We start from the raw sequence: 22,532 nt of genomic DNA on the forward strand, positions 1-22,532 counted from the left end.
CGCTGAGCCACCGTTCGTTCGCGGCTGCGGGGCTCGCAAACCCGGCTCACTCCTCGCGCTCACAGGGTGCCACCGTTCGTTCGTGGCTGCGGGGCTCGCAAACCCGGCTCACTCCTCGCGCTCACGGGTGCAGCTCCGGCACCTCGACACGACCGCCTTCGCGGGCCGAGCGCAGCCCCAGCTCGGCGAGCTGCACGCCGCGGGCGCCGGCCAGGAAGTCCCACCGGAACGGCTCGCCGGCCACCACGTGCCGCAGGTACGCCTCCCACTGCACCTTGAAGCCGTTGTCGAACTCCTCGTTGTCGGGCACCTCGGCCCACTGGGCACGGAAGTCCTCGGTGGCCGGCAGGTCCGGGTTCCACACCGGCTTCGGGGTGACCGCCCGGTGCTGCACCCGGCAGTTGCGCAGGCCGGCGATCGCGCTGCCCTCCGTGCCGTCGACCTGGAACTCCACCAGCTCGTCGCGGTACACCCGCACGGCCCAGGACGAGTTGATCTGGGCGATCACCCCGCCGTCGAGTTCGAAGGTGGCGTACGCTGCGTCGTCGGCGGTGGCCGCGTACGGGTGACCGGCCTCGTCGACCCGTTCGGGCACGTGGGTGGCGGTCACGCAGGAGACGGCAGTGACCCGGCCGAACAGCTCCTCCAGCACGTAGTGCCAGTGCGGGAACATGTCGACCACGATGCCGCCACCGTCCTCGGTCCGGTAGTTCCACGACGGCCGCTGAGCGGGCTGCCAGTCACCCTCGAAGACCCAGTACCCGAACTCGCCGCGCACCGAGAGGATCCGGCCGAAGAAGCCGCCGTCGATGAGGCGCTTGAGCTTGCGCAGACCGGGCAGGAAGAGCTTGTCCTGCACGACACCGGTGCGGACACCGGCCGCGTCCGCCGCCCGGGCCAGGTCGAGGGCGGCCGCGGTGTCCTCGGCCAGGGGCTTCTCCGTGTAGATGTGCTTGCCGGCCTCGATGGCCTGCCGGATCGCCTTCTCCCGTTGCTGGGTTACCTGCGCGTCGAAGTAGATCTCGACGTCGTCGCGGGCCAGCGCTGAGGTCAGGTCGGTGGTCCAGTCGGTCAGCCCGTGCCGCTCGGCGAGCTCCCGGAGTTTCGTCTCGTTGCGTCCGACCAGGACCGGTTCCGGCCAGATGGTGGTGCCGTCGGCCAACGCCACACCACCGGATTCGCGGATGGCCAGCAGCGACCGGACGAGGTGCTGCCGGTAGCCCATCCGTCCGGTCACGCCGTTGACGATGATGCCGATCGACCTGCGGGTCATGGTGTTCCTTCCGTCGTGCTGGTCGTGCCGATCCGCGCTCAGTGGTTGGCGGCCGCGCTGCCGAGCAACCCACGCAGGTCGGTGGCGAGCCGGTCGAAGCGGGGATCCGACATCACCTGCGCGTAGTCGCGGTGCGCCGGCAGCTCGACCGGGAAGGTGCGGATGATGCGGCCGGGCCGGGGACTCATCACCACGACCCGGGTGCCGAGGAAGACCGCCTCGGCGATGGAGTGGGTGACCAGCACCACTGTGGTCCCGGTTTCTCGCCAGATCCGGTGCAGTTCGGCGTTCATCTGCTCGCGGGTCAGCGCGTCCAGGGCGCCGAACGGTTCGTCCATCAGTAGCACCGGCGGGGAGTGCAGCAGCGCGCGGCAGAGCGCCACCCGCTGCTGCATGCCGCCGGACAGCTCGTGTGGCAACGCCTTCTCGAAGCCGGTCAGGCCGGTCATCTCGATCAGCTCGTCGGCGCGGCGGGCGGCGGGCGCCCGGTCCATGCCGCGCATCTCGGCCTGGAGCAGGATGTTGGCTCGGGCACCGCGCCACTCCAGCAACGCGGCCTTCTGGAAGACGAAGCCGATCTCCTTCTGCGGGCCGCGCACCGGGCGCTCCAGCAACGACACCTCGCCGCTGGTCGGCTTGACCAACCCCGCGACGATCTTCAGAAGGGTGGACTTGCCGCAGCCGGACGGGCCGACGATCGAGACGAACTCGCCCGGCTCGATGTCCAGCGACACGTCGTCCAACGCGGTGGTCTGCGACCGCCGGGTGGTGAACCGGACGGTCAGCCCGGACATCCCGATGGCGGTGCCGGTGGCTGCCGGCGCGGCGGTCACCGGGTCACCCCTGCGCCGCGTACGAGGAGTCCCAGTACGCGCTGGGCGCTCCCGGGTCCTTCAGCTCGGCGTAGCGGGACATCAGGTCGATGGTCTCGGTCCACTGGGCCTCGGTGTTCACCCCGGGCGGGCCGTCCGCGCCGATCAGCGGCATGTTGAGCGTGAGCTGCTTGGTGAGCACCTCGGGCGCCGGCTCGTTCTCGGCCAGAGCCGTCATCGCGCTAACCGCGCCGGCCGGGTCCCGGGCGGCGTCGGCCCAGGACTTCTGGGTGGCCCGGACGAACTTGCGGACCAGCTCCGGGTCCTTCTGCAGGGTCTGGGTGTTGGCGATCAGGCCGGTGCCGAGCAGGTTCATCCCGTAGTCGGCGAAGAGCAGCACGTCGACCTTCTTGCCGGTCTTGCTCTCGATGGTGGGTGCCTGGTCGTGGAAGAAGCCCATGATGGCATCGACCTTGCCCTCGGCCAGGGCGGCGATCTTGCCGGCGGCGTCGACGTTGACCACCTTGACGTCGTCCTTCTTGAGGCCGTTCTTCTCCAGCCAGGCCGGGAAGGTGGCGTAGAGGGCGTCGCCGGGGGTGCCGCCGACGGTCTTGCCCTTGAGGTCGGCCGGGGTCTTGATGTTCTCCTCGGTGAAGAACTCCACCGAGGAGGGTCCCTTCTCCAGGTACGCGCCGAGGCTGCGCACCGGCATGCCGCTGGCCACCGACTTCAGCAGCACCGGGCTGTCCGCCCAGCCGAAGTCGGTCTGCTTCTGGGCGACCTGCTTGACGGTGTTGCCCGAGCCGTTGCCGGGCAGGATCTTCAGGTCGATGCCCTCGGCGGAGTAGTAGCCCTTCTGAAGGCCGTAGTAGAAGGGCGCGTGCTCGCCGTAGGGCACCCAGTTGAGGGTGAGGGTGACCTGCTTGCTGCCGTCGGCGTTGGTGCTGCCGGCGGGGTCGTCCCCACCGCAGCCGGTCGCGGCGAGAAGCAGGGCGGCGGTGGCCAGGATGGTGGTGGCGGTGCGTTTCATCGGTGCCTCCGTGATGGGGTCGGTCAGGAGGTGGTGAGGGACACGCCGGCCCGGCGGCTGGCGTGCCACGGAATGAGCAGTGCCTCGGCGATCTCGACCAGGACGAACAGGACGATGCCGATGGCGGACATCAGGATCAGGTCGGCGAACAGCAGCGGGGCGTCGAGGTTGCCGTTGGCCAGCAACAGGACGTAGCCGAGCCCTTCGCTGGCGCCGACGAACTCGCCGACCACGGCACCGACCACGGCGAGGGTGACGGCCACCTTCAGGCCGGCCATCAGGTGCGGCAACGCGTTCGGGAAGCGGATCTTGCGGAAGGTACGCCACGGCCCGGCGCCCATCGTGGCGGCGAGGTCGAGCAGCTCCGGGTCGGTGGAGCGCAGCCCGGCCACGCCGGAGATGACCACCGGGAAGAACGCGATGAGCACCGCCAGGATGATCTTCGGGGTGAGGCCGAGGCCGAACCAGACCACCAGCAGCGGCGCGATGGCGATCTTCGGAATGACCTGTGCGAACAGGACGATCGGGTAGAGCGCCTTGTCCAGGGTGCGGGAGTAGGCGATGGCGACCGCGGTGACCAGACCCAGCGCGGCTGCCAGCACGAAGCCGAGCACCGTCTCGTAGAGGGTCACCAGGGTGTGCCGGGCCAGCTCGGACCACTGGGTGGTCATCGTCTCCCAGACCTGGCCGGGGGTGGGCACCAGGTAGTTCGGGACGTACTCCCGGGCCGCCACGAACCACCAGGCGGCGAAGAAGACCGCGAGCACCAGCGCCGGCCGCCAGAGCGAGTCGGCGAAGGCCACCGCCCGGCGACCGAGCGTGGGACGTGATGGACGGCCGCCGCCGGGTGGCGGTTTTGCCACAGTGGACGAGGTCGTGCCGCCGAGGCCGTCCCGCGCACCACCGGCCTGGTCGGCGGCGGCCTGCCGGCCCGCCGTGTCCAAAGAGTTCTCGGTCACGCGGAACCTCCTCGGGGGCCCGGCACGGCACCCATGAACCGAGCCGGTCGGCGGATCAGGCAAACGCTTTCCTGGAGCGTAGGCGGCCCCCTCACGCCGGGCAAGGCCTTTCCTCGATCTGTTTCCACCGATGCCCGGCAGCCCGACAGCTGTCCCGAAGAGACGGTCAGCCGGCCGTCGGATAGGTGTCGAGGAGGCCGCACATGCCCAACCGGCCCCGCTCGACCGGCTCGTCCACCGCGTATACCCCGGCGTCGCCCAGATACCCGGGATCCCCCCGCTCCAGGGCGTCGAGCTGCGCGGCGGTGTCGGCGGCGGCGCGGCCGGCGCCGGCCTCCCACCGCTGCCGCCACCGCGTCAGCATCGGCTGGCGCAGGGCGATCGCGGCGGCGTGGAACGCGGCCAGCGCCGCCGGACCGCCGGACCGCAGCGCCTGGAAGCCGGTCACCGCCAGATCCCGACGGCGGTACGCGGCGTGCACGTCCGCGCCCGGCGCTCCCCCGTCGGGCAACGCCGCCGCCGTGGTGTACGCGGCCGGGTCGGCCAGCACCTCGGGCGGGAAGGTCAGCACCGCGTCGCCGGCCTCGGGCAGGCCGCTGTTCTGCATGAGCACCACGATGCTCAGCCTGCCCCCGTTGACCAGGCGGTGCACGGTGCCCGGCTCGAACCAGACCACCACCCCCGGCCGCAACGGCGTCTCCCGGTAGCCGGCCGTGGTCAGGGTCTGCACCACGCCCTCGCCGTCGGTCACCACGTACCCCTCGGTGCAGCACAGGTGCACGTGCGGGGTGCCGCCGACCAGGCCGTCCGGGGCCACGGTGTCGTAGACGCGCAGCCGGGACACCCCGACCCCGCCGGGCAGCGGTGCCGGCCGATCACGCATCGAAGTACTCGTCGGTGTCGTCCGCCGCCGGCAGGGACACCAACAGCACGGTGAGGTCGCCGATGGCCCGGTGCCGGCAGCCCGGCTTGATCAGGAACGCGGACATCGGCCGGGCGGGGTGACGGACGCCGTCCAGCTCGATCTCCCCCTCGCCGGCGAGCACGACGTAGTACTCGGTGGCGATCCGGTGGTGGTGGGTCACGGCGTCCTGCACCTGGAGCAGATGCACGCTGGCCTGGCCCTCGCTCTCGGCGATGAAACCCCGGCGGGTGGTCCCACACGAGCAGCGCCGGGTGGGAAGGTCGTCAAGTTGAAGTACCGCGAAGCGATCGGACACGGCCGGGCCTCCCTGCGGGAAAGGGCTTTCTCTGCGGTACGGTGACGCTAGCCGGCACGACGAAACGCCGTCAACAGATCGAGGGGGCGGGCCATGGCGACCCTGTCCGATGTGGCCCGCCGAGCGGGCGTCTCGCCCGCCACCGCCTCCCGCGTCATCAACGGCAGCAGCAAGCCGGTCACCGACGAGCTGCGCGAACGGGTGCTTGCCGCCGTCGCCGAGTTGCAGTACGTGCCGAACGCGCACGCCCAACTGCTGGCCCGCTCGCACCGCAGCGCGGTCGGCGTGATCGTGCACGACGTCTCCGACCCGTACTTCGCCGAGATCACCCGGGGGCTGCAACGGGTCGCCACCGACCAGGGCCGGCTGCTGATGATCTGCAACAGCTACCGGGACCCGGACCGCGAGTTGGAGTACGTGGAGCTGCTGCGCGGCCACCAGGTCGCGGCGCTGATCCTGGCCGGCTCGGGCTACCACGACGAGGCGTTCACCCGGCAACTCAACGAGAAGCTCGCCGCGTACGAGGCCACCGGCGGGCGGGTGGCGGTGATCGGTCGGCACGAGCATTCCGGCGACGCGGTGATGCCGGACAACCGGACCGGCGGCTACCTCGCCGGGCGGGAGCTTTGCGGTCTGGGGCACCGGGCGATCGGCGTGGTCGCCGGCCCGCGCATCCTGACCACCACCACCGACCGGCTCGCCGGCCTCCGGCAGGCCCTCACCGAGCAGGGCCGCGAGCTGCCCGAACCGCGCATCCGGTACGCGGAGTTCGACCGCGACGGTGGGGCCGAGGCCACCGCCCGACTGCTCGACGCCGACCCGGAGCTGACCGCGATCGTGGCGCTCAACGACTCGATGGCCATCGGCGCGCTCGCCACCCTGCGCGCGCGTGGGTTGGCCGTGCCGCAGCAGATCTCGGTGCTGGGTTTCGACGACATGCCGATCGCCCGGGACGTGACCCCGGCGCTGACCACCGTGCGACTGCCCCTGGTCGACATGGGTGTGCGGGCGATGTCCCTGGTGCTCGGCGTCGGCGCCCCGACGCCCCGGATCGAGGTGCTCCCCGCCGAACTGGTCCGCCGCGACACCGCCGGTCCCGTCCCACGGTCCACCCGCGCCACCGCGGGTTCCGCGCCACGCGCGCGGCGAGGTGACACCACGTCGTGACCGGTGCCAGCCCGACCCAGCGGCCCCTCACGCGCGCCGATGTGGCGTACCTGGTCGGTGCGTCGTTCGGGCCACACACCCGGGTCCGGGACGCCGGTCCGCTGGCCGGCGGCGGGTACGCGACGGTCTGGTGGGCGCTGCTCGACGACGACCGTCGGGTGGTGCTGAAGCTGGCTCCGCCGGCCGGAACGCCGCTGCTGCGCTACGAGCGCGGGCTCTGCGCTGCCGAGGAGCGGTACTTTCGGCTCGTCGCGCAGCGGGCGCCGCAGGTGCCCGTACCCCCGGTGCTCCGGCGCGGCGCCGACCCGGCGTACGGCGAATGGTTGGTCACCGCGATGCTGCCCGGCCGGTCGCTGTCCGACCTGGCCGAGGCCGGTGTCGCGGTCGACGACGGCCCGGCGCGCTACGACCTCGGGGTGGCTCTCGCCGCGTTGCACCGGGCGACCGGTGAGCGGTTCGGGTACGACGACGACCGGGCCGGCGGGCCGACCTGGCGGGCGGCGTTCACGGCGATGCTCGACGCGCTCCTGGCCGACGCGGTCGACTGGGACGTCCGACTGCCGGTGACCCCGGAGCGGCTGCGCGCGCTGGTAAGGCGGCACGCCGACGCGCTCGACGAGGTGCGCCGACCAGCGCTGCTGCACTTCGACTGCTGGGACGGCAACGTGCTGGCCGCACCCGACGGGGACGGCCGGTTGCGGCTGCGCGGCCTCGTGGACGGCGAGCGGTTCCTCTACGGCGACCCACTGCTGGACCTGGTCTCGCCGCTGCTCTTCCGACGCGTCGAGGACGAGCCGGAGCACCCCCTGCTGCGCGGCTACCAGGCCAGCGCACCCGAACCGTTGGTGCTGAACGCCTCGGCACGCCGCCGGCTCGGCCTCTACCGGCTGCACCTGTACCTGCTGATGACTGTGGAGATGCCCAGCCGCGGGATGACCGCGCGCAGCCATCCCGGGCGGCACGCCCGGCTGGCGGCCCTGCTGGACGAGGAACTCGCCGCGCTCGCCTCGGGTTGACGGCCCGGCGCGGGTGGCGTCCGCCGCGTGGTCGGACGCCACCCGCCCGCGGTCAGGGCAGGTCGATCGGGCGCAGCACCCGGTCCACGGCATGCGCGATCTGCCGGTTGCCCTTGTTGACGTCGTAGGAGACGACCCGCGCGTCACGGTCGTCGGTGTCGGCGTCGACCAGCCGCACCTGGCGGAAGAAGTACAGGTAGGTGCGCACGTCGACCTCGACGGACGAGCCGAGCGCGGTGGTCAGGTCCGTGCCGTCGGCCCGGACCGCCGTCTTGCGATCGATGGTGGCGCCCGGGACCACGTGGTAGAGCAGCACCGACTCGACGGTGTCGATGCCCAGCCCGGCCACGGCGGTGAAGGCGGCGCTCTCACTCGGCAGCTTCCGGGCCTGCGTGATCTCGCGGACCAACTGCTGGAAGGCGGCGTCGGTGGGGATGAACGCGGTCAGCGCCACGGTGCCGTCGGTGAGCACCTTGACCGGAGAGTTCGGCTTGGTCTCCAGCACGGCCAGCACGGCCGCCGTCAGCACGTCGAAGTCACGCGAGTTGCGGTCGAAGCCGCTGCTGTCCCGGGTGAGCACCTGGGCGAGTGACGTCGTGCCGAGCGGCTTGGGCTTGCTGGTGGCCTGAGCTGCCGGTACGGCGACTGCGGTGGTGGCCAGCGCGGTGGCCACGGCGCCCACCGCCATCCGGGCGGCGATTCGTGCGATCTTCATCAGCGGGCCTTTCGTCGAAGCGACCGGATCCGTGACGTCTCGTCACGATCCATGCTTCGTGCCGGGTAGGCCGCGCAGATGCACCCGCGGATAACGGATTGTCCAGGGATCCTGCCGGGGCCTAACCTCCCCGGGTGCTGATTCGGAAGTTCGTCGACCGGGACTGGTCGCAGGTGTGGCCGATCATCGAGGAGGTGATCCGGGCACAGGAGACCTTCCCCTACGACCCGGCGATGACCGCCGAGCAGTCGTACGGCATGTGGGTCGAGGCGGCGCCCGGGCGGACCGTCGTGGCGGTCGACGGCGAGCGGGTGCTCGGCACCGCGAAGATGGGCACCAACCGGCCCGGGCCGGGCGCGCACGTGTCCACCGCCAGCTTCATGGTCGCCGCCGACGCGCGGGGCCGGGGCGTGGGCACCGTGCTGTGCCGTGACGCCCTGACCTGGGCCCGCCGGCAGGGGTACGCCGGCATGCAGTTCAACGCCGTGGTGGAGAGCAACAGCTCGGCGGTGCGGCTGTATCGGCGGGAGGGCTTCGAGGTGGTCGGCACCGTGCCGGGCGCGTTCCGTCATCCGACTGTGGGCCGGGTCGGCCTGCACGTGATGTACCAGGAGTTCTGAGGCGCCCCGCCCCCGCTCGCGTCGATCATGGACTTGTGGTGGTGCGCAAAAGGGGCATGCTTGCACAACGCGCCCACCCTAAGTCCATGATCGACCAGGAGGGCTCAGCCGCCGGCGGGGGCCGGGCGCAGTCCGGGCTGCCCGACGGCCGGCTCCGCGCCGGCACGGCGGATCGGGGTGAAGAGGGCGCCGACCGCGACCAGCAGGCACCCCGCTCCGGCCGCGAGCGTGACCGCCGGAGCACCGTACCGGCCGGCGGCCCAGGTCAGCACGACAGCGCCGGCCGGACCGAGGGCGTAGTGCGTGCTCCAGAACGCCGACGTGACCCGGCCCAGCAGGTGATCGGGGGTGATCTCCTGCCGCAGGGACATCGAACAGATCCCGCCGACGCTGAGACAGCACAGGTACACCGCGGTCAGCGTGGTGACCGCGGGCACTGTGGTGGCGATGCCGACCCCCGCCACGGCGAAACCGCAGATCGCGTGCGCGCCGATCCAGGTGGCACCGAAGCCGCGACGGCGACGCAGCGGCGCCACCAGCAGCGCGCCGGCGACGGTTCCCAACGCCGCCAGGCCGAGCACCGTGCCGACGGTGCCCTCGGAGCCGCCGAGGTCGTGCGTGACGTGGTAGATCAGCACGTCGACGAAGCCGTAGGTGAGGAAGATGAAGACCGACAACAGGACGGTCAGCGCGCGCAGCACGGGCTGTCGCCACAGGAACCGCGCCCCGGCCAGGAACTCGGCCAGCGGGCGCTGCCGGGCCACCCCCTCGTCCACCTGGACGGGGCGCAGTCGGATCAGCCACAGGCCGGCCGCCGAGAGCGCGAAGCTCGCAGCGTTGACGGCGATGGCGGTGGCCGGGCCGAAGCGGGCCGCCACCACACCGGCGAGCAGCGGCCCGAGGACGGCCGCCGCCGCGTACGTCGCCTGCAACCGGCCGTTGGCCTCGGTGATCCGGTCGGAGTCGACGAGGTTGCGGACCGCGGTCACCGCGGCGACCTGGAACAGCATGCCGGCCGCCTCGCAAACGGGCAGCACGACGAAGAGCAGCCAGACCTGCGGGCCGGCCAGCCACGCCAGTGGCACCAGGGCGTAGAGCACCAGCCGGGTCAGATCCGCCACGATCATCAGGGTGCGGCGGTCGTACCGGTCGACCAGCACCCCGCCGAAGATCCCGGCGACGACGGACGCCGCGCCCGCGACGGCGGTGAGCAGGCCCATCTGCGCCACCGACCCGGTCGCCTGGAGCACCAGCAGCGGCACCGCCAGGTAGGCGAACGAGTCGCCGGCCGCCGAGAGCGACTGGGCGACCCAGTACGTGCCGAAGGTGCGGTCCCGCCAGAGCGGAGCCCGACCAGCGGCGGCGGATCGGCTCATCGCGCCAAGGGTAGTAAACGCGCCCCTCCGGCGCTGGCCGTGGCGGGCGTCACATCGCTGCGATGTCACGAACCAACCAACGGCACGCATCTCGTGGTCGTCAGTCCGATCAGAGAGGCGAAACAATGAGCACAGCGCATCGACAGGTCCCGGCGGGCACGCACCGCGTGCTGATCCTCGGCGCGGGCTACGCGGGCATGGCCTCGGCGACCCAGCTCGCGGCACGGACCAGGCGGACCGACGTGCAGGTGACAGTGGTCAACGCGCAGGAGCGGTTCACCGAGCGTCTCCGGCTGCACATGACGGCGACCGGTCAGCGGCTCGCCGAGCTGAACATCCCCCACCTGCTGGCGGGGACGGGTGCGCAGTTCGTGCGCGGCTGGGTGACGGCGGTGGACGCCCACGCGAGGACCGTCCGCGTCGACGACAGCCGGGTGCTGCGCTACGACACCCTGGTCTACGCGTTGGGCAGCGTGACGGACACGGCGGCGGTCCCGGGCGTCGAGGAGCACGCGTACACCCTGGACGGTCCGAGCGGCGCGACCACGCTGGCGGACCGGTTGGCACGGCTCAGCGCCGGCACGGTCGTCGTGGTCGGCAGCGGGTTGACCGGGGTCGAGGCGGCCGCGGAGATCGCGGAACGGCACCCGGAGGTCGGTGTCACGCTGGTGGGCCAGCAGGACCCGGGGGCGAGCATGAACTCGAAGGCCGAGGCGTACCTGCGGGCCGCGCTGACTCGCCTCGGCGTTCAGCTGATCACTGGAGCGGCGGTCACCAGGGTCCGGCCCGACGGGGTCGAAGTGGCCGGTGCGGAGACCGTGGCGGCTGACGTCGTCCTCTGGACGGGTGGTACCCGGGTGGCGCCGCTGGCTGCCGCCGCCGGGCTGACCGTCGACGAACGCGGTCGCGTCGTCACCGACGCCGCTTTGCGGTCGGTGTCGCATCCCGAGGTGTACGCGATCGGCGATGCGGCCGCGATCCGGCAGGGCTACGGGATGCTGCACGGCACCTGCCAGAGCGGCATGCCGACCGGCGTGCACGCGGCGGTGTCGATCGCCCGCACGCTGCGGGGTAGGCAACCCCGGCCGTTCCGGTTCGGTTACTACCACAAGCCGGTGAGCCTGGGCCGAAACGATGCGGTCGTGCAGTTCACCCGCCCCGACGACAGCCCTCGCCGCGGGTGTCTGACCGGGCGGGTGGCGGTCTGGTACAAGGAGACAGTGACCGCTTCGCCCTGGCCGACCTACCGCCGCATGTCGCGGCTGCCCTCCTCCGGGGCGTTCTGGCCGCGCGGCGGCCGCTTCACGCGCCTGCGGGACGCGCGGTGACGCACCCGCCGAACGCCGACGAGCAGGTGTTCCACAGTCATCGCAACCTGCTGTTCTCGGTGGCCTACCGGATCCTCGGCAGCGCGGCCGATGCCGAGGACGCGGTGCAGGACGCCTGGATCAGCTGGTCCTCGGCGGACCGCTCCCAGGTCGCCGACCCCAAGGCGTACCTCGCCCGCATCGTGTCGAACCTCGCGTTGCAGCGCCTGCGCTCGGCCCGGCATCAACGCGAAACCTATGTGGGGCCGTGGTTGCCCGAGCCCGTCCTGACCGATGCGGACGCTGCCGACGCCGTCACCGACGCGGAGTCGGTGTCGATGGCGATGCTGGTGGTGCTGGAGACGCTCAGCCCGCTCGAGCGTGCCGTGTTCGTCCTGCGGGAGGTCTTCGACTTCAGCCACGCGGAGATCGCGGTGGCGGTGGAACGCTCCGAGGCCGCTGTCCGCCAGACCGCCCACCGTGCTCGCGAGCACGTGCGGGGCCAGCGGCCACGCTTCACGGCGGACCGATCGCAGCAGCGCGGGGTCACCGAGCGGTTCCTCGCCGCCTCGACCGGTGGCGACATCAACACCCTGCTGGAGCTGCTGTCCCCGGATGTCGCGTTGTGGACGGACGGTGGCGGTAAGGTCCGCCAGGCCCTGCGTCCCATCAGGGGCGCCGAGAGGGTCGCCGTGTGGTTCGCGGCCATCAGCACCGTCGCCTACCAGGGCGTTGCGCCGCACGACATGCATGCCGCCCTGGTCGAGATCAACGGGGGGCCTGGGCTGGTGTTCAGCGGTGCGGGCCGGGTGGTCGCCATCCTCTCTTTCGACATCGACGCCGACGGTCGCATCACCGCCATCCACAACGTCGCCAACCCCGACAAGCTGCGCGCCGTCGCCGATGGCACCACCCACCAACTCGGGACGCGCTGAGCCGGCTGCCTCCCCGTCAGCCGGTGCTGGTGAGGTCGGTCGTCGCCGCGAGTTCCGTGACCACGTCCAGGAACCGGTGCAGTGCGGGTGCGGTGTTGCCCGCCAACCACACCATCTCGGTGTACGCGTAGGCGTTGGCCAGCGGGACGAACACCACGCCGGTGCGGCGAAGGCTCGCCGCCGAGCAGGCGAGCCGGGTGACGCCGATTCCGGCGGCGACCAGACCGAGGAGGCTCTGCACGCCGGCCTCCTCCTGAACGACGGTCGGTACGAAGCCCGCTTCCCGGAACTGGTCCTCGTAGGCGCGGTGCCAGGGTTCCCAGGAGCTGCGCGGCGTCATGACCCACGGTTCGTTCGCCAGGTCGGCGAGGGTCAACTCGGCGCGCCCGGCGAGCGGGTGGCCCTCGGGCAGCACCGCGCAGACCGGTTCGGTCGTCAGCCTCCTGGACTCCAGGCCGGTAACGAGCGGGGTCCGGGTGAAGGCGACGTCGAACCGCCCGTCGAGGACGCCCTGCACCAGGGGCGCGATGCTCGTGGTCTCGGTGGTCAGGCGCAGGTCGGGGAGGTGGTGGCGGACCGCCCGGACCACCGGGGGCAGCACGTGATTGGCGACGGTGGTCAAAAAGGCGAGCCGGAAGGTGCCGACCTCGCCCCGCAGGGCCCGTCCCACGACGGCGACGGCTTGTTCGGCGCGGTCGGTCACGGCGCGCGCCTCGGGCACGAACAGGGCGCCGATGTCGGTGAGGGTGGTGCCGCGGCTGTCGCGATCGAACAGCTTCGCCCCGAGGGCGCGCTCCAGGGCGGTGATCTGCTGCGACAGCGACTGCTGGGCGATCATCAGGCGGGCGGCGGCCCGGGTGAAGCTCAGCTCCTCCGCGAGGACCAGGAAATACCGCAGTTGTCGCAGCTCAGGCGTGGCCACAGGAACAGACTGTAGCCACGCCAGGAAGCGTGTGTTGGCCGTCCGCGCAGACCTCCGCGCACGATCGGTGCGAAGGGCGGTGCCGGCACACCGTACGCCCGTACGGAGCCGGCACGGCCACGTGAGGACACCACCAAAGGAAGTCGATCATGTCGGAATCACGCGTCAGCACGCCGTTCGACGCCCGCTCTACCGCCGCCGACGTCGTGGCCGGTGTCGACCTGACCGGGCGACGCGCCATCGTCACTGGTGCCTCGTCCGGCATCGGCGTGGAGACCGCCCGGGCGCTCGCCATGGCGGGCGCCGAGGTGACCCTGGCGGTACGGGACGTGCGGGCCGGAGAACGGACCGCGCGGGAGATCGGCGCCGGGACCGCGAACCGGCTGCTCCGGGTCGCGCCGTTGGACCTGTCCGACCAGCGGTCGGTCGCCGCGTTCGTGGCCGCCTGGGACGGGCCCCTGCACATTCTGGTCAACAACGCAGGGGTGTCGGCGACCCCGGAGATGCGCACCGCGGAGGGTTGGGAGTTGCAGTTGGCCACCAACCACCTCGGCCACTTCGCACTCGCCAACGGACTGCACCGGGCACTCGCCGGGGCCGGTCGGGCCCGCGTGGTGTCGCTGAGTTCCATCGCCCACGTTCAGGCCCCGATGGTCTTCGAGGACGTCAACTTCCGGGAACGCCCCTATGACCGTCTTCTCGCCTACGGCGAGTCGAAGACCGCCACCGCGCTGTTCGCGGTCGAGGCGAACCGGCGCTGGGCCGGCGACGGCATCACCGTCAACGTGGCCAACCCGGGTGCGGTCGCCACCAACCTGGGACGGCACCTCACCGAGGAGGACTACGCGCAGCTTCCGGCGTTCGACTTCAAGACCCCGCAGCAGGGGGCCGCGACCTCCGTGCTGCTCGCCGCCGGGCCGCAGCTGGAGGGCATCGGCGGCCGGTACTTCGAGGACTGCGAGCAGGCGGTACGCCACGACCCGGCGGACCCGCTGCGCGGCGTTGCCGACCACGCGATCGACCCCGCGGCGGCGACGCGACTGTGGCAGCTCTCGCTGGATCTGCTCACCGGCGCCCGACGCGCCTGACGTGCACAGCGTGCCTGAACGTCCGGAAACGGCCCTGGGATCCCCCGCGGCCGTTTCCGGACGACGCGAATCGCTCAGCCCTTGCGCAGCGGAGCGAGCGCCGTGCTCCAGGCGACCACCTGGTCGAGCGTGGCGGTCAGCGAGTCCTGGTGGAACTGGTTGGGCTTGAAGACGCTGAAGTTCTCGAAGTCGGTGAAGAGCGACAGCGCGACCTGCGAGCGCACGTCGGCCATCTGGAGCTCACCGGAGATCAGACGCAGGTGCTCCACGGCGCGCGTCCCGCCGACCGAGCCGTAGCTGACGAAGCCGACGGCCTTGTTGTTCCACTCGGCGTAGAGGAAGTCGATCGCGTTCTTCAGGGCGCCCGAGGTCGAGTGGTTGTACTCGGGGGTGACCATGATGAACCCGTCGAACGACGCGATCGTCTCGGCCCACCGCTTGGTGTGCGGCTGGGTGTACTGGCCCATCGAGGGCGGGTACGCCTCGTCGAGGTGCGGCAGCTGGTAGTCGAGCAGGTCGACCAGCTCGTACTCCGCGTCGGAGCGCTGCTTGGCGATCTCGAGCACCCAGCGGGCGACGGCCTCGCCGTTACGCCCCGGGCGGGTGCTTCCGAGGATGATCCCGATCCTGGTCATGTGTGGCGCCTTTCAGAGGGTCCTTGCCTGACGACGGGAACGCTAACCGGTGCTTGATTGGTCAAGCAAATATCTGGTCTATGGGCGTGGTCACACGGAGGGTGAGCACTTGCTCGGTCAAACAAGTATGATAAGAGGATGGCCAACCCCTCCGTAGCGACTCCGCAACCTCTCAACCCAGACGAGGAAGCCCTGGTCCGTGCCCTGGGCCAGGTAATGCACGTCTTGCCCCGCGCGATCGACGCGGACATGGTCGGTGACCGTCAGCTACCGCTCACCGAGTACACCGCGCTGATGAACCTCTCCGAGACACCGGACCGGCGGATGCGCATGAACGAACTCGCCGCGCTCTGCCACCTCTCGCTCAGCGGCATGACCCGCACGATCATCCGGCTGGAGACGCAGGGCCTGGTCCGGCGGGAACGGTGCGAGGAGGACGCGCGCGGCTGGAACGCCGTCCTCACCGACGCGGGCTTCGCCCGCCTGGAGGAGTCCTGGCCCAGTCACCTGGCCGCCGTACGCCGCCGGTTCCTCCAGCACTTCGAGGGCTTCGACCTCGCCCAACTGGCCCGCGCGTTCCAGGGGGCCGGCACGGCAGAGCCGACCGACTGAGCCAACGCCGGCCCAGTCGGTCATCCGCCGGCCTCAGCCGGGCAACCGGCCCTCGGCCACCAGCGCCCACGCCAGCAACCCGAAGGCGCCGGTCGACGCGACGGCGCGGACCACGTTGCCGCGTACCCAGGTGACCTCGAAGCGCGCCCGCAGCGCCGCGAGGTCGGTGGCGTCGTCGACGTCGCCGGCGCGGGCCAGCACGTTGTTGAGCGGCACGTTGACCACGGCGGTGACGCCGAGCACCACCAGGTACAGCAGCAGCCCGGCGACGATCCACGGCAGCACCGCCCGACGCCCGTCCCCCAGGTGCAGCGCCGCCGCCAGCAGCGTGAACAGCAGCGCGCCGCCGAAGCACACCGCGAACCACCCGTTGAGGATCGACTCGTTGATCCGCCGCATGGCGAGCACCAACGTCCGGTCGTCGGTGCGGGCCAGACCCGGCATGACCGCGTACGCGAAGGCGGCGAACAGTCCGGCGGTCAGGCCGGTGGTCACTGTGGCGGCGAACAGGCTGGCGGTACTCAGAACTCCCATCCGCCTATTGCACCCGTTGGGGTGCGCGCTGACCAAACGCGATAGCGGTCACCGGACCGGAGCATGAGCGGCGAGCGGGTTGGTGAGGGTGCCGACGAACTGGAGCGCCGCCGACGGGTCGGCCAGGTCGATCATCTGCTGGTTGTTGCGCAGTTGCAGCCGGTTGAGGCAGGACAGCGTGAACTCCGGGGCGAACAGGTCGTAGTGGCGGACCCGCTCGGCCAGGTGCGGCACCCGGTCGAAGTAGTCGGCGGCACAGGCAGCGACAGTGCGCCAGAAGTCGTCCTCGGCGATCACGTCCGCCTCGACCAGGACCGCGTTGAGGTGCCGCAGGAAGCAGTCCACCACGTCGGTGAAGATGGTCAGCAGCTTGGTGTCGTCGGGCACCTCGACGCGGATCCGCTCCACCGCCGCCGGCAGCTCGACCTTGTCGCTCATCACCGCGATCTCCTCGGCGATGTCCTTGAAGATCACCCGCTGGACGGTGTCCTGCTCGTCGAGGACCAGGATGACGTTCTCGCCGTGCGGCATGAAGGCCAGGTCGTGGGCGTAGAAGCTGTGCAGCAGCGGGGTCAGGTAGGCGTCCAGGTAGCGGCGCAGCCACACCTCGGGCGCCAGGCCGGACCGGGTGATCAGCGCCGCCGCCAGTGAGTCGCCCTCGTCGTCGACGTGCAGCAGCGCGGCCATGGTGGACAGTCGCTGCCCCGGCGCCAGCTCGGGCACCGGGCTCTCCCGCCACAGGGCGGCCAACATCTTGCGGTACGGGGAGGTGCGCTCGGTCGCCGCCTCGTACTGCCGGTGCCGGTAACCCACAGCGGCCCGCTCCCGGATGACGGTCAGGCCGGTGCCGGTCAACACCTCGTCGGCGGCGATCAGGTCGGCCAGCCAGTCGTTGATCGCCGGGGTGGCCGCCATGTACGCGGCCGACAACCCCCGCATGAAGCCCATGTTCAGCACCGACAGCGCCGTCTTGACGTAGTGCCGTCCCGGCTCGCTGACGTTGAAGAAGGTGCGGATGGACTGCTGGGCGAGGTACACGTCCGGCCCGGGGCCCAGGTGCACCAGCCGCCGCTCGGCCAGCTCCCCGGCGAAGGTGACCGCCAGCTTGTTCCACCACTGCCACGGGTGCGCCGGGATCAGGTGGTAGTCGGCGAGGTCCAGCCCCAGATCGGCCATGGTGGCCGCGAACCGGGCCCGGGTCTCGGCGTCCAACTCGCTCTCGATGAGCGCGTCGTAGTCGAGGTCGGCGGCGCTGCTGAACGTCGAGTGGTCCCGGTGCGCGGCCAGCCACTCCAGCCGCACCGGCGCGGCGGCCTCCGGGGCGTACCGGTGGTACTCGTCGACGCCGAAGCCGAGCCGGCCGTTGTTCGCCACGAAGCAGGGGTGGCCCTCGGTCATCGAGGTCTCGATGGTCTGGAAGTCAGCCTCGGCCAGCTCGGTGGCGCTCGGCGCGGCCTGGGCCAGCTTGTACGCCGTACCCGCCAGCGTCGAGGTGATCTCCTCCAGGTAGACCGGGAGCACCCGTGCGGAGAGCCCGAGGGTGTCGCGCAGTTCGACGATGAGGTCCACCGCGTCCGGGGCCAGGGAGGTGCCGTCGCGGTGTCGGGTGATGCTGTCCGCGTCGACCTGCCAGTGCGCCAGGGCGAGCACCCGCGCCGCGAACCGGTAGGTGACAGTGCCGTCGTCGCTGCGGATCTCGTACCACTGCCGGTCGTCGGGGCCGGCCACGGCCTGCGGGGTGAGCAGCCGCTCGTGGGTGAACTCGGCGAGCGCCTTGCGGACCAGCAGCCGGTTGGCCCGGGCCCAGCGCTGCGGGGTGAGGTGCCCGACCGGGTCGCCGGAGGCGTTGTGCGCGGCGGCGACGGGCGGGTGGGTGGGGACGGCGGTGGTGGTCACGCCGGGGCTCCTTCGGTTCGGGTGACAGCGGCGCGGTCGGCGGCGGCGCGGTCGGCGGCGGCCTGGAACTGGGCTCGGGTGCAGACGCTGAGCAGCGCGTCCTTCTCGGGCTTGGCGATCGGGCCGACGACCGTGAAGCCGACGGCGGCGTTCAGCGCATGCACGGCGGTGTTGCGCACGTCCGGTTCGACCACGACCCGCCGGGTCGTCGGGTCGTCGAAGAGCCACGCCATGACGGTGCCGATCACCGCCCGGGTGAAGCCGTGCACGGGCGCGTCGACCGGCGCGCAGAGGAAGTGCATGCCCACGTCACCGGGCTGGTGGTCGTACAGGCCGACCAACTCGACGTGGGCCGGGTCGTAGCGCTCCGCCAGGAAGGCGGGACTCCCCCGCCACAGGCCGAGGTACGCGTCGTGGTGCGGGTGCTCGGCGATCCGCCGGTACTCCTCGGTGACCTGGGCCAGGTCGGCGTCCTGCATCATCCAGAACTCCGCCTTCGCGTGGGTCACCCAGGCGTGCAGCAGCGCCGCGTCGGCGTCCAGGTCGAGCGGCCGCAGCGCGAACTCACCGAGCCCCTCGTCGACGCGGGTGAAGACGCTGGTCACGACGACACCCCGAACTCCTGGAAGGTGATGCTCTTCTCGATCGGGTAGTGCTCCCGGCCGAGCAGCTCACTGATGATCCAGGAGTTGCGGTAGGCGCCCATGCCCAGGTCCGGTGAGGTGATGCTGTGCGTGTGGGTGCCCGCGTTCTGCAGGAAGATGCCCCGCCCGCTGTGGTCGATGCTGTAGTTGCGGGCCACGTCGAAGCGGCCGTGCGCGTCCCAGCGGATCCGGTCCCGCACCGGCGTGAGGAACTCCGGCACCCGGTAGTGGTAGCCGGTGGCCAGGACCAACCCCTCGGTACGCAGGGCGAAGTCGCGTTCCTGCTCCACCTGACGCAACCCCAGCGTGTACTGCCCGTCCTGGTGGTCGGCGCTGACCAGTTCGGTGTTGGTGAGCAGGCGCGTGTTCACCGGCCCGTCCACGCTGTGCGCGTAGAGCAGGTCGAAGATGTCGTTGATCAGGTCGGCGTTGATCCCCTTGAACAGGCCCTTCTGCTCGGACTCCAGCCGGTAGCGGGTCGCCTCGGGCAGCGCGTGGAAGTAGTCCACGTAGTCCGGTGAGGTCATCTCCAGCGTCAGCTTGGTGTATTCGAGCGGGAAGAACCGCGGCGACCGGGTCACCCAGTTGAGCTGGTAGCCGTAGCGGTCGATGTCGCCGAGCAGGTCGTGGTAGATCTCGGCGGCGCTCTGCCCGCTGCCCACCACTGTGATGCTGCGCTTGGTGCGCAGCGCCGTGCGGTGCTCCAGGTAGTGGGAGTTGTGCACGGCGTCGCCGGGCAGGTCGGCCACGGCCGGGGGCAGGTGCGGCGGGGTGCCGGTGCCGAGCACCAGGTGCCGGGCCCGGTATTCCACGTTCTCCCCCGCGCCGGTGCTGGCCCGCACCACGTACCGCTCGTCGGCGCTGTCGTACTCCACAGTGGTCACGGTCTGGCCAAAGCGCAGGCTCGGCAGTTTCGACGCCGCCCACCGGCAGTACGCGTCGTACTCGCTGCGCAGCGGGTAGAAGCTCTCCCGGATGTAGAACGGGTAGAGCCGGCCGATCTCCTTGAGGTAGTTGAGGAAGGAGTACGGCGACGTCGGGTCGGCGAGGCTGACCAGGTCGGCGATGAACGGAGTCTGCAACCGGGCCGACTCCAGCAGCATGCCGGGGTGCCAGGCGAGGCTCGGCCGGGCCTCCAGGAACACACCGTCGAGTTCGTCGATCGGCGCGGTGAGACAGGCCAGGCCCAGGTTGTACGGGCCCAACCCGATGGCGATGAAGTCGTGGGTGGACATCGGGGTCTCCAGGCGCGGGTTCGTGGTCACCGGCGTCAGCCGACGTGGCAGGTCAGGTCGACGGCGACGTGGTCGTGCACGTACTGGCCGGCGTGGGTGGCGATCAGGTCGAGCACGTACCCGACGTCGTCGACTGTGGTTTCCGGGTTGAGCAGTGTGAACTTCAGGAAGTGCCGGCCGTCCACCCGGGTCCCGGCGACCACGGCGAGACCGGACGCCGCGAGGGCCTCCCGGGCGTGCAGGTTGGCGGCGTCGGCCAGCTCCCGGCCGGGGCCGGTGGGCAGGTAGCGGAACACCACGGTGCTCAACTCCGAGCGCGTCACCACCTCGAAGCGCGGGTCCTCGCTGACCAGTTGCCAGGCGTCGGCGGCCCGGTCGACGACCTCGTCGAAGAGCCCGCCGAGCGCGTCCGGGCCCATCACCCGCAGGGTGAGCCAGAGCTTCAGCGCGTCGAAACGGCGGGTGGTCTGCAAGCTCTTGTCGACCTGGTTGGGAATGCGCTGCTCCACCATCCGGGCCGGGTTGAGGTAGTCGGCGTGGTAGGTGACGTGCCGCAGCGTCCGCTTGTCGCGCACCAGCAACGCGCTGGAGCTGACCGGCTGGAAGAACGACTTGTGGAAGTCGACGGTCACCGAGTCGGCCCGCTCGATGCCGTCGAGCAGGTGCCGGCGCGTCGGCGAGACGAGCAGACCGCAGCCGTACGCGGCGTCCACGTGCAGCCAGACGCCGGCTGCCGCGCAGATCCCGGCCAGTTCGGTGAGCGGGTCGATCGAGCCGAAGTCGGTGGTGCCGGCGGTGCCGACGACGGCCATCACCACCAGCCCGGCCTGGCGACACCGCTCGATCTCCGCGCGGACGGCGGCCGCGCTGATCCGTCGCCGGGTGTCGGTGGTCACCGCGATCACCGCGTCCGGGGCGAGGCCGAGCAGCTTGGCCGACTTCTGCACGCTGAAGTGACCGGCGGCGGAGGTGAGCACCCGCAACCGGGGCAGCAGCTCGGCGCGCGCCGCCGGGCCGATGGCGTCGGCGCACGCCTCCTCCCGGGCCAGCAGCAGCGCCTGGAGGTTGGACTGGCTGCCGCCGCTGGTGAAGATGCCGTCGGCGCGGGGGCCGAGGCCGATCCGCTCGGCCGTCCAGTCGATCAGTCGGCGCTCGATGAGGGTGGCCCCGGCGCTCTGGTCCCAGGTGTCCAGTGAGGAGTTCACGGCGGTGAGCACCGCCTCACCGAGCAGTGCCGGGATGGCCACCGGGCAGTTGAGGTGGGCCAGGTAGCGGGGGTGGTGGAACCAGACGGCGTCGCGCAGGTAGACGTTCTCCAGCTCGTCGAGGGCAGCGCCGGCGTCGCCCAGCGGACGGTCCAGGTCCACCCGGTCGACCAGGGGGGCAAGCTCGGCCGGCGTGATTCCGGTGCCGGGACGGTCCACGGTGGCCACTCGGCGGGCGACCCGGTCGACGCCGTCGGCGATCGTCCGGCGGTACTGCTCGACCGAGCCGCCATGCAGCAGCTGGGCCCGCGCGGCGGTTGACGCCGGTGGCGGCGTGGTGGTCTCGACGGGGTACGTCGGCACGGTCACGGAATGTCCTTCCACGTTCTCGACGAGGGGCAGCCGGAACCTCCCCGGCGCGGCGGTGCGCCTCGGGGCAGTGCTGCCGATCGGTTGGGGTCGTCAGTCAGGCGGTGGCGCCGGCCAGCGCCTCGGCACGCAGGTCCTCTTCGGACAGTCCGCGTCGCCAGTAGCCGGCGAAGGTCACCCTCCGGCGGTCGAAGCCGCGCTCGTCGACGAGGTGCCGGCGCAGCGCCTTCACCACGCCGGACTCACCGGCGATCCAGGCGTACGGGGTGCCGCCGGTGGGGAGCCGGGCGGCGCGAACGGAGCTGACCAGCAGGTCACTGCCGGGCGGGGTGCTGCCTCGCACGATCCACCTGATCTCGGCGTCGGCATCGGTGGGCAGGTCGGTGATGTCGGCGGCGTCGGGCACCTCGATCCAGGCGCGGACCCGGGTGCCGGCGGGCAGCCAGGCCAGGATGCCTTCGGTGGCCGGCAGCGCGGTCTCGTCGGCGGCGAGCAGCACGAGGTCAGTGCCGTCCGGCGGGCGGAAGCAGACGCTGCGGTTGTCGAGCACCGCCGGGCCGAGCAGCAGCACCCGGTCGCCGGGGCCGGCCAGGGCCGCCCAGCGGGAGGCGGGGCCGGTGTCGCCATGGCTGACGAAGTCGATGTCGACCTCGGTGTCGGCCGGGCGGTGCTCCCGGATGGTGTACGAGCGCAGCACCGCGCGGACGTCCGCCGGCAGGGCCCGCCAGCCGCCGAACCAGTCCTCGCCCTGCTCTACCGGGACCACCGGGGCGTGCTGCCCGGTGTGCGGCAGGAACAGCGAGACGCTCTGGTCCCGGCCGCCGCCGGCGAAGTCGGCCAGCTCCGCGCCACCGAAGGTGACCCGGATCAGCGAGGCGCCGACCCGGCGGGCCCGGACGACGTGCGCGGCGTAGAAGCGGTACTGCGAGGCGATCGGTGCGGTGGCGCTCGTACTCATGGCG

Annotated in this window: 23 protein-coding genes; 7 read left to right on the forward strand and 16 right to left on the reverse strand. The window is 71.5% G+C overall.

Annotated elements, in window-relative coordinates:
• Nucleotides 1-121: 121 nt before the first annotated feature.
• The 6 genes from ACQRWP_RS12215 to ACQRWP_RS12240 form a co-directional block, all read right to left on the reverse strand.
• Complete coding sequence (locus ACQRWP_RS12215) at nucleotides 122-1,273, reverse strand: Gfo/Idh/MocA family protein (RefSeq protein ID WP_430502341.1); 1,152 nt, start codon at nucleotides 1,271-1,273, stop codon at nucleotides 122-124.
• A gap of 38 nt (nucleotides 1,274-1,311) precedes the next feature.
• Nucleotides 1,312-2,067: an ABC transporter ATP-binding protein gene (locus tag ACQRWP_RS12220; protein ID WP_430503190.1), complete on the reverse strand. Its 756-nt coding sequence runs from the start codon at nucleotides 2,065-2,067 to the stop codon at nucleotides 1,312-1,314.
• Between the two features lie 43 nt (nucleotides 2,068-2,110).
• Nucleotides 2,111-3,115, reverse strand: a complete 1,005-nt coding sequence (locus ACQRWP_RS12225; RefSeq protein WP_091400123.1) for an ABC transporter substrate-binding protein — start codon at nucleotides 3,113-3,115, stop codon at nucleotides 2,111-2,113.
• Between the two features lie 23 nt (nucleotides 3,116-3,138).
• Entirely contained in the window at nucleotides 3,139-4,074 is a 936-nt protein-coding gene (locus tag ACQRWP_RS12230) for an ABC transporter permease (RefSeq protein ID WP_430502342.1), read from the reverse strand.
• Nucleotides 4,075-4,240: 166 nt separating this feature from the next.
• Nucleotides 4,241-4,957, reverse strand: coding sequence for a cupin domain-containing protein (locus ACQRWP_RS12235; protein ID WP_430502343.1), 717 nt, complete (start codon nucleotides 4,955-4,957; stop codon nucleotides 4,241-4,243).
• Nucleotides 4,950-5,294, reverse strand: a complete 345-nt coding sequence (locus ACQRWP_RS12240; protein ID WP_430502344.1) for a cupin domain-containing protein — start codon at nucleotides 5,292-5,294, stop codon at nucleotides 4,950-4,952. Before ACQRWP_RS12240 ends, ACQRWP_RS12235 begins: the two co-directional genes overlap by 8 nt.
• 93 nt (nucleotides 5,295-5,387) lie before the next feature.
• Here ACQRWP_RS12240 and ACQRWP_RS12245 point away from each other — a divergent pair, with 93 nt between their 5' ends.
• Nucleotides 5,388-6,461, forward strand: a complete 1,074-nt coding sequence (locus tag ACQRWP_RS12245) for a LacI family DNA-binding transcriptional regulator (protein WP_430502345.1) — start codon at nucleotides 5,388-5,390, stop codon at nucleotides 6,459-6,461.
• Nucleotides 6,458-7,477, forward strand: coding sequence for a phosphotransferase family protein (locus ACQRWP_RS12250; RefSeq protein ID WP_430502346.1), 1,020 nt, complete (start codon nucleotides 6,458-6,460; stop codon nucleotides 7,475-7,477). Before ACQRWP_RS12245 ends, ACQRWP_RS12250 begins: the two co-directional genes overlap by 4 nt.
• A 52-nt stretch (nucleotides 7,478-7,529) precedes the next feature.
• On the opposite strand, the gene ACQRWP_RS12255 is transcribed toward ACQRWP_RS12250, so the two are convergent.
• Complete coding sequence (locus tag ACQRWP_RS12255; protein ID WP_430502347.1) at nucleotides 7,530-8,192, reverse strand: fasciclin domain-containing protein; 663 nt, start codon at nucleotides 8,190-8,192, stop codon at nucleotides 7,530-7,532.
• A 134-nt stretch (nucleotides 8,193-8,326) separates the two neighbouring features.
• Between ACQRWP_RS12255 and ACQRWP_RS12260 the strand changes: the two genes are divergently transcribed.
• Nucleotides 8,327-8,812 carry an N-acetyltransferase family protein gene (locus ACQRWP_RS12260; RefSeq protein ID WP_430502348.1) on the forward strand — a complete coding sequence of 162 codons (486 nt, stop codon included), beginning with the start codon at nucleotides 8,327-8,329 and terminating at the stop codon, nucleotides 8,810-8,812.
• A 104-nt stretch (nucleotides 8,813-8,916) separates the two neighbouring features.
• Here the strand turns inward: ACQRWP_RS12260 and ACQRWP_RS12265 are convergent, their stop codons facing one another.
• On the reverse strand, nucleotides 8,917-10,188 hold the full coding sequence (locus tag ACQRWP_RS12265; RefSeq protein WP_430502349.1) for an MFS transporter: 1,272 nt from the start codon (nucleotides 10,186-10,188) through the stop codon (nucleotides 8,917-8,919).
• A 125-nt stretch (nucleotides 10,189-10,313) separates the two neighbouring features.
• On the opposite strand from ACQRWP_RS12265, the gene ACQRWP_RS12270 reads away from it, so the two are divergent.
• Nucleotides 10,314-11,516 carry an NAD(P)/FAD-dependent oxidoreductase gene (locus tag ACQRWP_RS12270; protein WP_430502350.1) on the forward strand — a complete coding sequence of 401 codons (1,203 nt, stop codon included), beginning with the start codon at nucleotides 10,314-10,316 and terminating at the stop codon, nucleotides 11,514-11,516.
• Complete coding sequence (locus ACQRWP_RS12275) at nucleotides 11,513-12,430, forward strand: RNA polymerase sigma-70 factor (RefSeq protein ID WP_430502351.1); 918 nt, start codon at nucleotides 11,513-11,515, stop codon at nucleotides 12,428-12,430. Before ACQRWP_RS12270 ends, ACQRWP_RS12275 begins: the two co-directional genes overlap by 4 nt.
• Nucleotides 12,431-12,446: 16 nt before the next feature.
• Here the strand turns inward: ACQRWP_RS12275 and ACQRWP_RS12280 are convergent, their stop codons facing one another.
• Complete coding sequence (locus ACQRWP_RS12280) at nucleotides 12,447-13,352, reverse strand: LysR family transcriptional regulator (protein WP_430502352.1); 906 nt, start codon at nucleotides 13,350-13,352, stop codon at nucleotides 12,447-12,449.
• Nucleotides 13,353-13,501: 149 nt separating this feature from the next.
• Here ACQRWP_RS12280 and ACQRWP_RS12285 point away from each other — a divergent pair, with 149 nt between their 5' ends.
• Nucleotides 13,502-14,440 carry an SDR family NAD(P)-dependent oxidoreductase gene (locus ACQRWP_RS12285; RefSeq protein WP_430502353.1) on the forward strand — a complete coding sequence of 313 codons (939 nt, stop codon included), beginning with the start codon at nucleotides 13,502-13,504 and terminating at the stop codon, nucleotides 14,438-14,440.
• Between the two features lie 74 nt (nucleotides 14,441-14,514).
• Here ACQRWP_RS12285 and ACQRWP_RS12290 read toward each other — a convergent pair whose 3' ends face one another.
• On the reverse strand, nucleotides 14,515-15,075 hold the full coding sequence (locus ACQRWP_RS12290; RefSeq protein WP_430502354.1) for an NADPH-dependent FMN reductase: 561 nt from the start codon (nucleotides 15,073-15,075) through the stop codon (nucleotides 14,515-14,517).
• Between the two features lie 138 nt (nucleotides 15,076-15,213).
• Between ACQRWP_RS12290 and ACQRWP_RS12295 the strand changes: the two genes are divergently transcribed.
• Entirely contained in the window at nucleotides 15,214-15,687 is a 474-nt protein-coding gene (locus ACQRWP_RS12295; RefSeq protein WP_430502355.1) for a MarR family winged helix-turn-helix transcriptional regulator, read from the forward strand.
• Between the two features lie 33 nt (nucleotides 15,688-15,720).
• Here ACQRWP_RS12295 and ACQRWP_RS12300 read toward each other — a convergent pair whose 3' ends face one another.
• The 6 genes from ACQRWP_RS12300 to ACQRWP_RS12325 form a co-directional block, all read right to left on the reverse strand.
• Nucleotides 15,721-16,221: a DUF1772 domain-containing protein gene (locus ACQRWP_RS12300; RefSeq protein ID WP_430502356.1), complete on the reverse strand. Its 501-nt coding sequence runs from the start codon at nucleotides 16,219-16,221 to the stop codon at nucleotides 15,721-15,723.
• A 48-nt stretch (nucleotides 16,222-16,269) separates the two neighbouring features.
• Nucleotides 16,270-18,117, reverse strand: a complete 1,848-nt coding sequence (locus ACQRWP_RS12305) for an IucA/IucC family protein (protein WP_430502357.1) — start codon at nucleotides 18,115-18,117, stop codon at nucleotides 16,270-16,272.
• Nucleotides 18,114-18,722, reverse strand: a complete 609-nt coding sequence (locus ACQRWP_RS12310; RefSeq protein WP_430502358.1) for a GNAT family N-acetyltransferase — start codon at nucleotides 18,720-18,722, stop codon at nucleotides 18,114-18,116. The genes ACQRWP_RS12305 and ACQRWP_RS12310 overlap by 4 nt, the downstream gene beginning before the upstream one ends.
• Nucleotides 18,719-19,996, reverse strand: a complete 1,278-nt coding sequence (locus ACQRWP_RS12315) for a lysine N(6)-hydroxylase/L-ornithine N(5)-oxygenase family protein (RefSeq protein ID WP_430503191.1) — start codon at nucleotides 19,994-19,996, stop codon at nucleotides 18,719-18,721. Before ACQRWP_RS12315 ends, ACQRWP_RS12310 begins: the two co-directional genes overlap by 4 nt.
• Nucleotides 19,997-20,031: 35 nt before the next feature.
• Nucleotides 20,032-21,570, reverse strand: a complete 1,539-nt coding sequence (locus ACQRWP_RS12320; protein ID WP_430502359.1) for a pyridoxal phosphate-dependent decarboxylase family protein — start codon at nucleotides 21,568-21,570, stop codon at nucleotides 20,032-20,034.
• A gap of 97 nt (nucleotides 21,571-21,667) precedes the next feature.
• The gene (locus ACQRWP_RS12325) at nucleotides 21,668-22,528 is read right to left on the reverse strand and encodes a siderophore-interacting protein (RefSeq protein ID WP_430502360.1); all 861 of its coding nucleotides are present in this window, start codon (nucleotides 22,526-22,528) and stop codon (nucleotides 21,668-21,670) included.
• Nucleotides 22,529-22,532 lie beyond the last annotated feature (4 nt).

This window comes from Micromonospora trifolii (assembly GCF_050516465.1).
Taxonomy (GTDB): Bacteria; Actinomycetota; Actinomycetes; order Mycobacteriales; family Micromonosporaceae; genus Micromonospora; species Micromonospora trifolii.

Coding starts and splice junctions, on each gene's coding strand:
- ACQRWP_RS12270 (WP_430502350.1), top strand. CDS start 10,314: ATGAGCACAGCGCATCGACAGGTCCCGGCGGGCACGCACCGCGTGCTG.
- ACQRWP_RS12235 (WP_430502343.1), bottom strand. CDS start 4,957: ATGCGTGATCGGCCGGCACCGCTGCCCGGCGGGGTCGGGGTGTCCCGG.
- ACQRWP_RS12315 (WP_430503191.1), bottom strand. CDS start 19,996: ATGTCCACCCACGACTTCATCGCCATCGGGTTGGGCCCGTACAACCTG.
- ACQRWP_RS12220 (WP_430503190.1), bottom strand. CDS start 2,067: ATGTCCGGGCTGACCGTCCGGTTCACCACCCGGCGGTCGCAGACCACC.
- ACQRWP_RS12290 (WP_430502354.1), bottom strand. CDS start 15,075: ATGACCAGGATCGGGATCATCCTCGGAAGCACCCGCCCGGGGCGTAAC.
- ACQRWP_RS12285 (WP_430502353.1), top strand. CDS start 13,502: ATGTCGGAATCACGCGTCAGCACGCCGTTCGACGCCCGCTCTACCGCC.
- ACQRWP_RS12300 (WP_430502356.1), bottom strand. CDS start 16,221: ATGGGAGTTCTGAGTACCGCCAGCCTGTTCGCCGCCACAGTGACCACC.
- ACQRWP_RS12255 (WP_430502347.1), bottom strand. CDS start 8,192: ATGAAGATCGCACGAATCGCCGCCCGGATGGCGGTGGGCGCCGTGGCC.
- ACQRWP_RS12325 (WP_430502360.1), bottom strand. CDS start 22,528: ATGAGTACGAGCGCCACCGCACCGATCGCCTCGCAGTACCGCTTCTAC.
- ACQRWP_RS12215 (WP_430502341.1), bottom strand. CDS start 1,273: ATGACCCGCAGGTCGATCGGCATCATCGTCAACGGCGTGACCGGACGG.
- ACQRWP_RS12295 (WP_430502355.1), top strand. CDS start 15,214: ATGGCCAACCCCTCCGTAGCGACTCCGCAACCTCTCAACCCAGACGAG.
- ACQRWP_RS12245 (WP_430502345.1), top strand. CDS start 5,388: ATGGCGACCCTGTCCGATGTGGCCCGCCGAGCGGGCGTCTCGCCCGCC.
- ACQRWP_RS12265 (WP_430502349.1), bottom strand. CDS start 10,188: ATGAGCCGATCCGCCGCCGCTGGTCGGGCTCCGCTCTGGCGGGACCGC.
- ACQRWP_RS12225 (WP_091400123.1), bottom strand. CDS start 3,115: ATGAAACGCACCGCCACCACCATCCTGGCCACCGCCGCCCTGCTTCTC.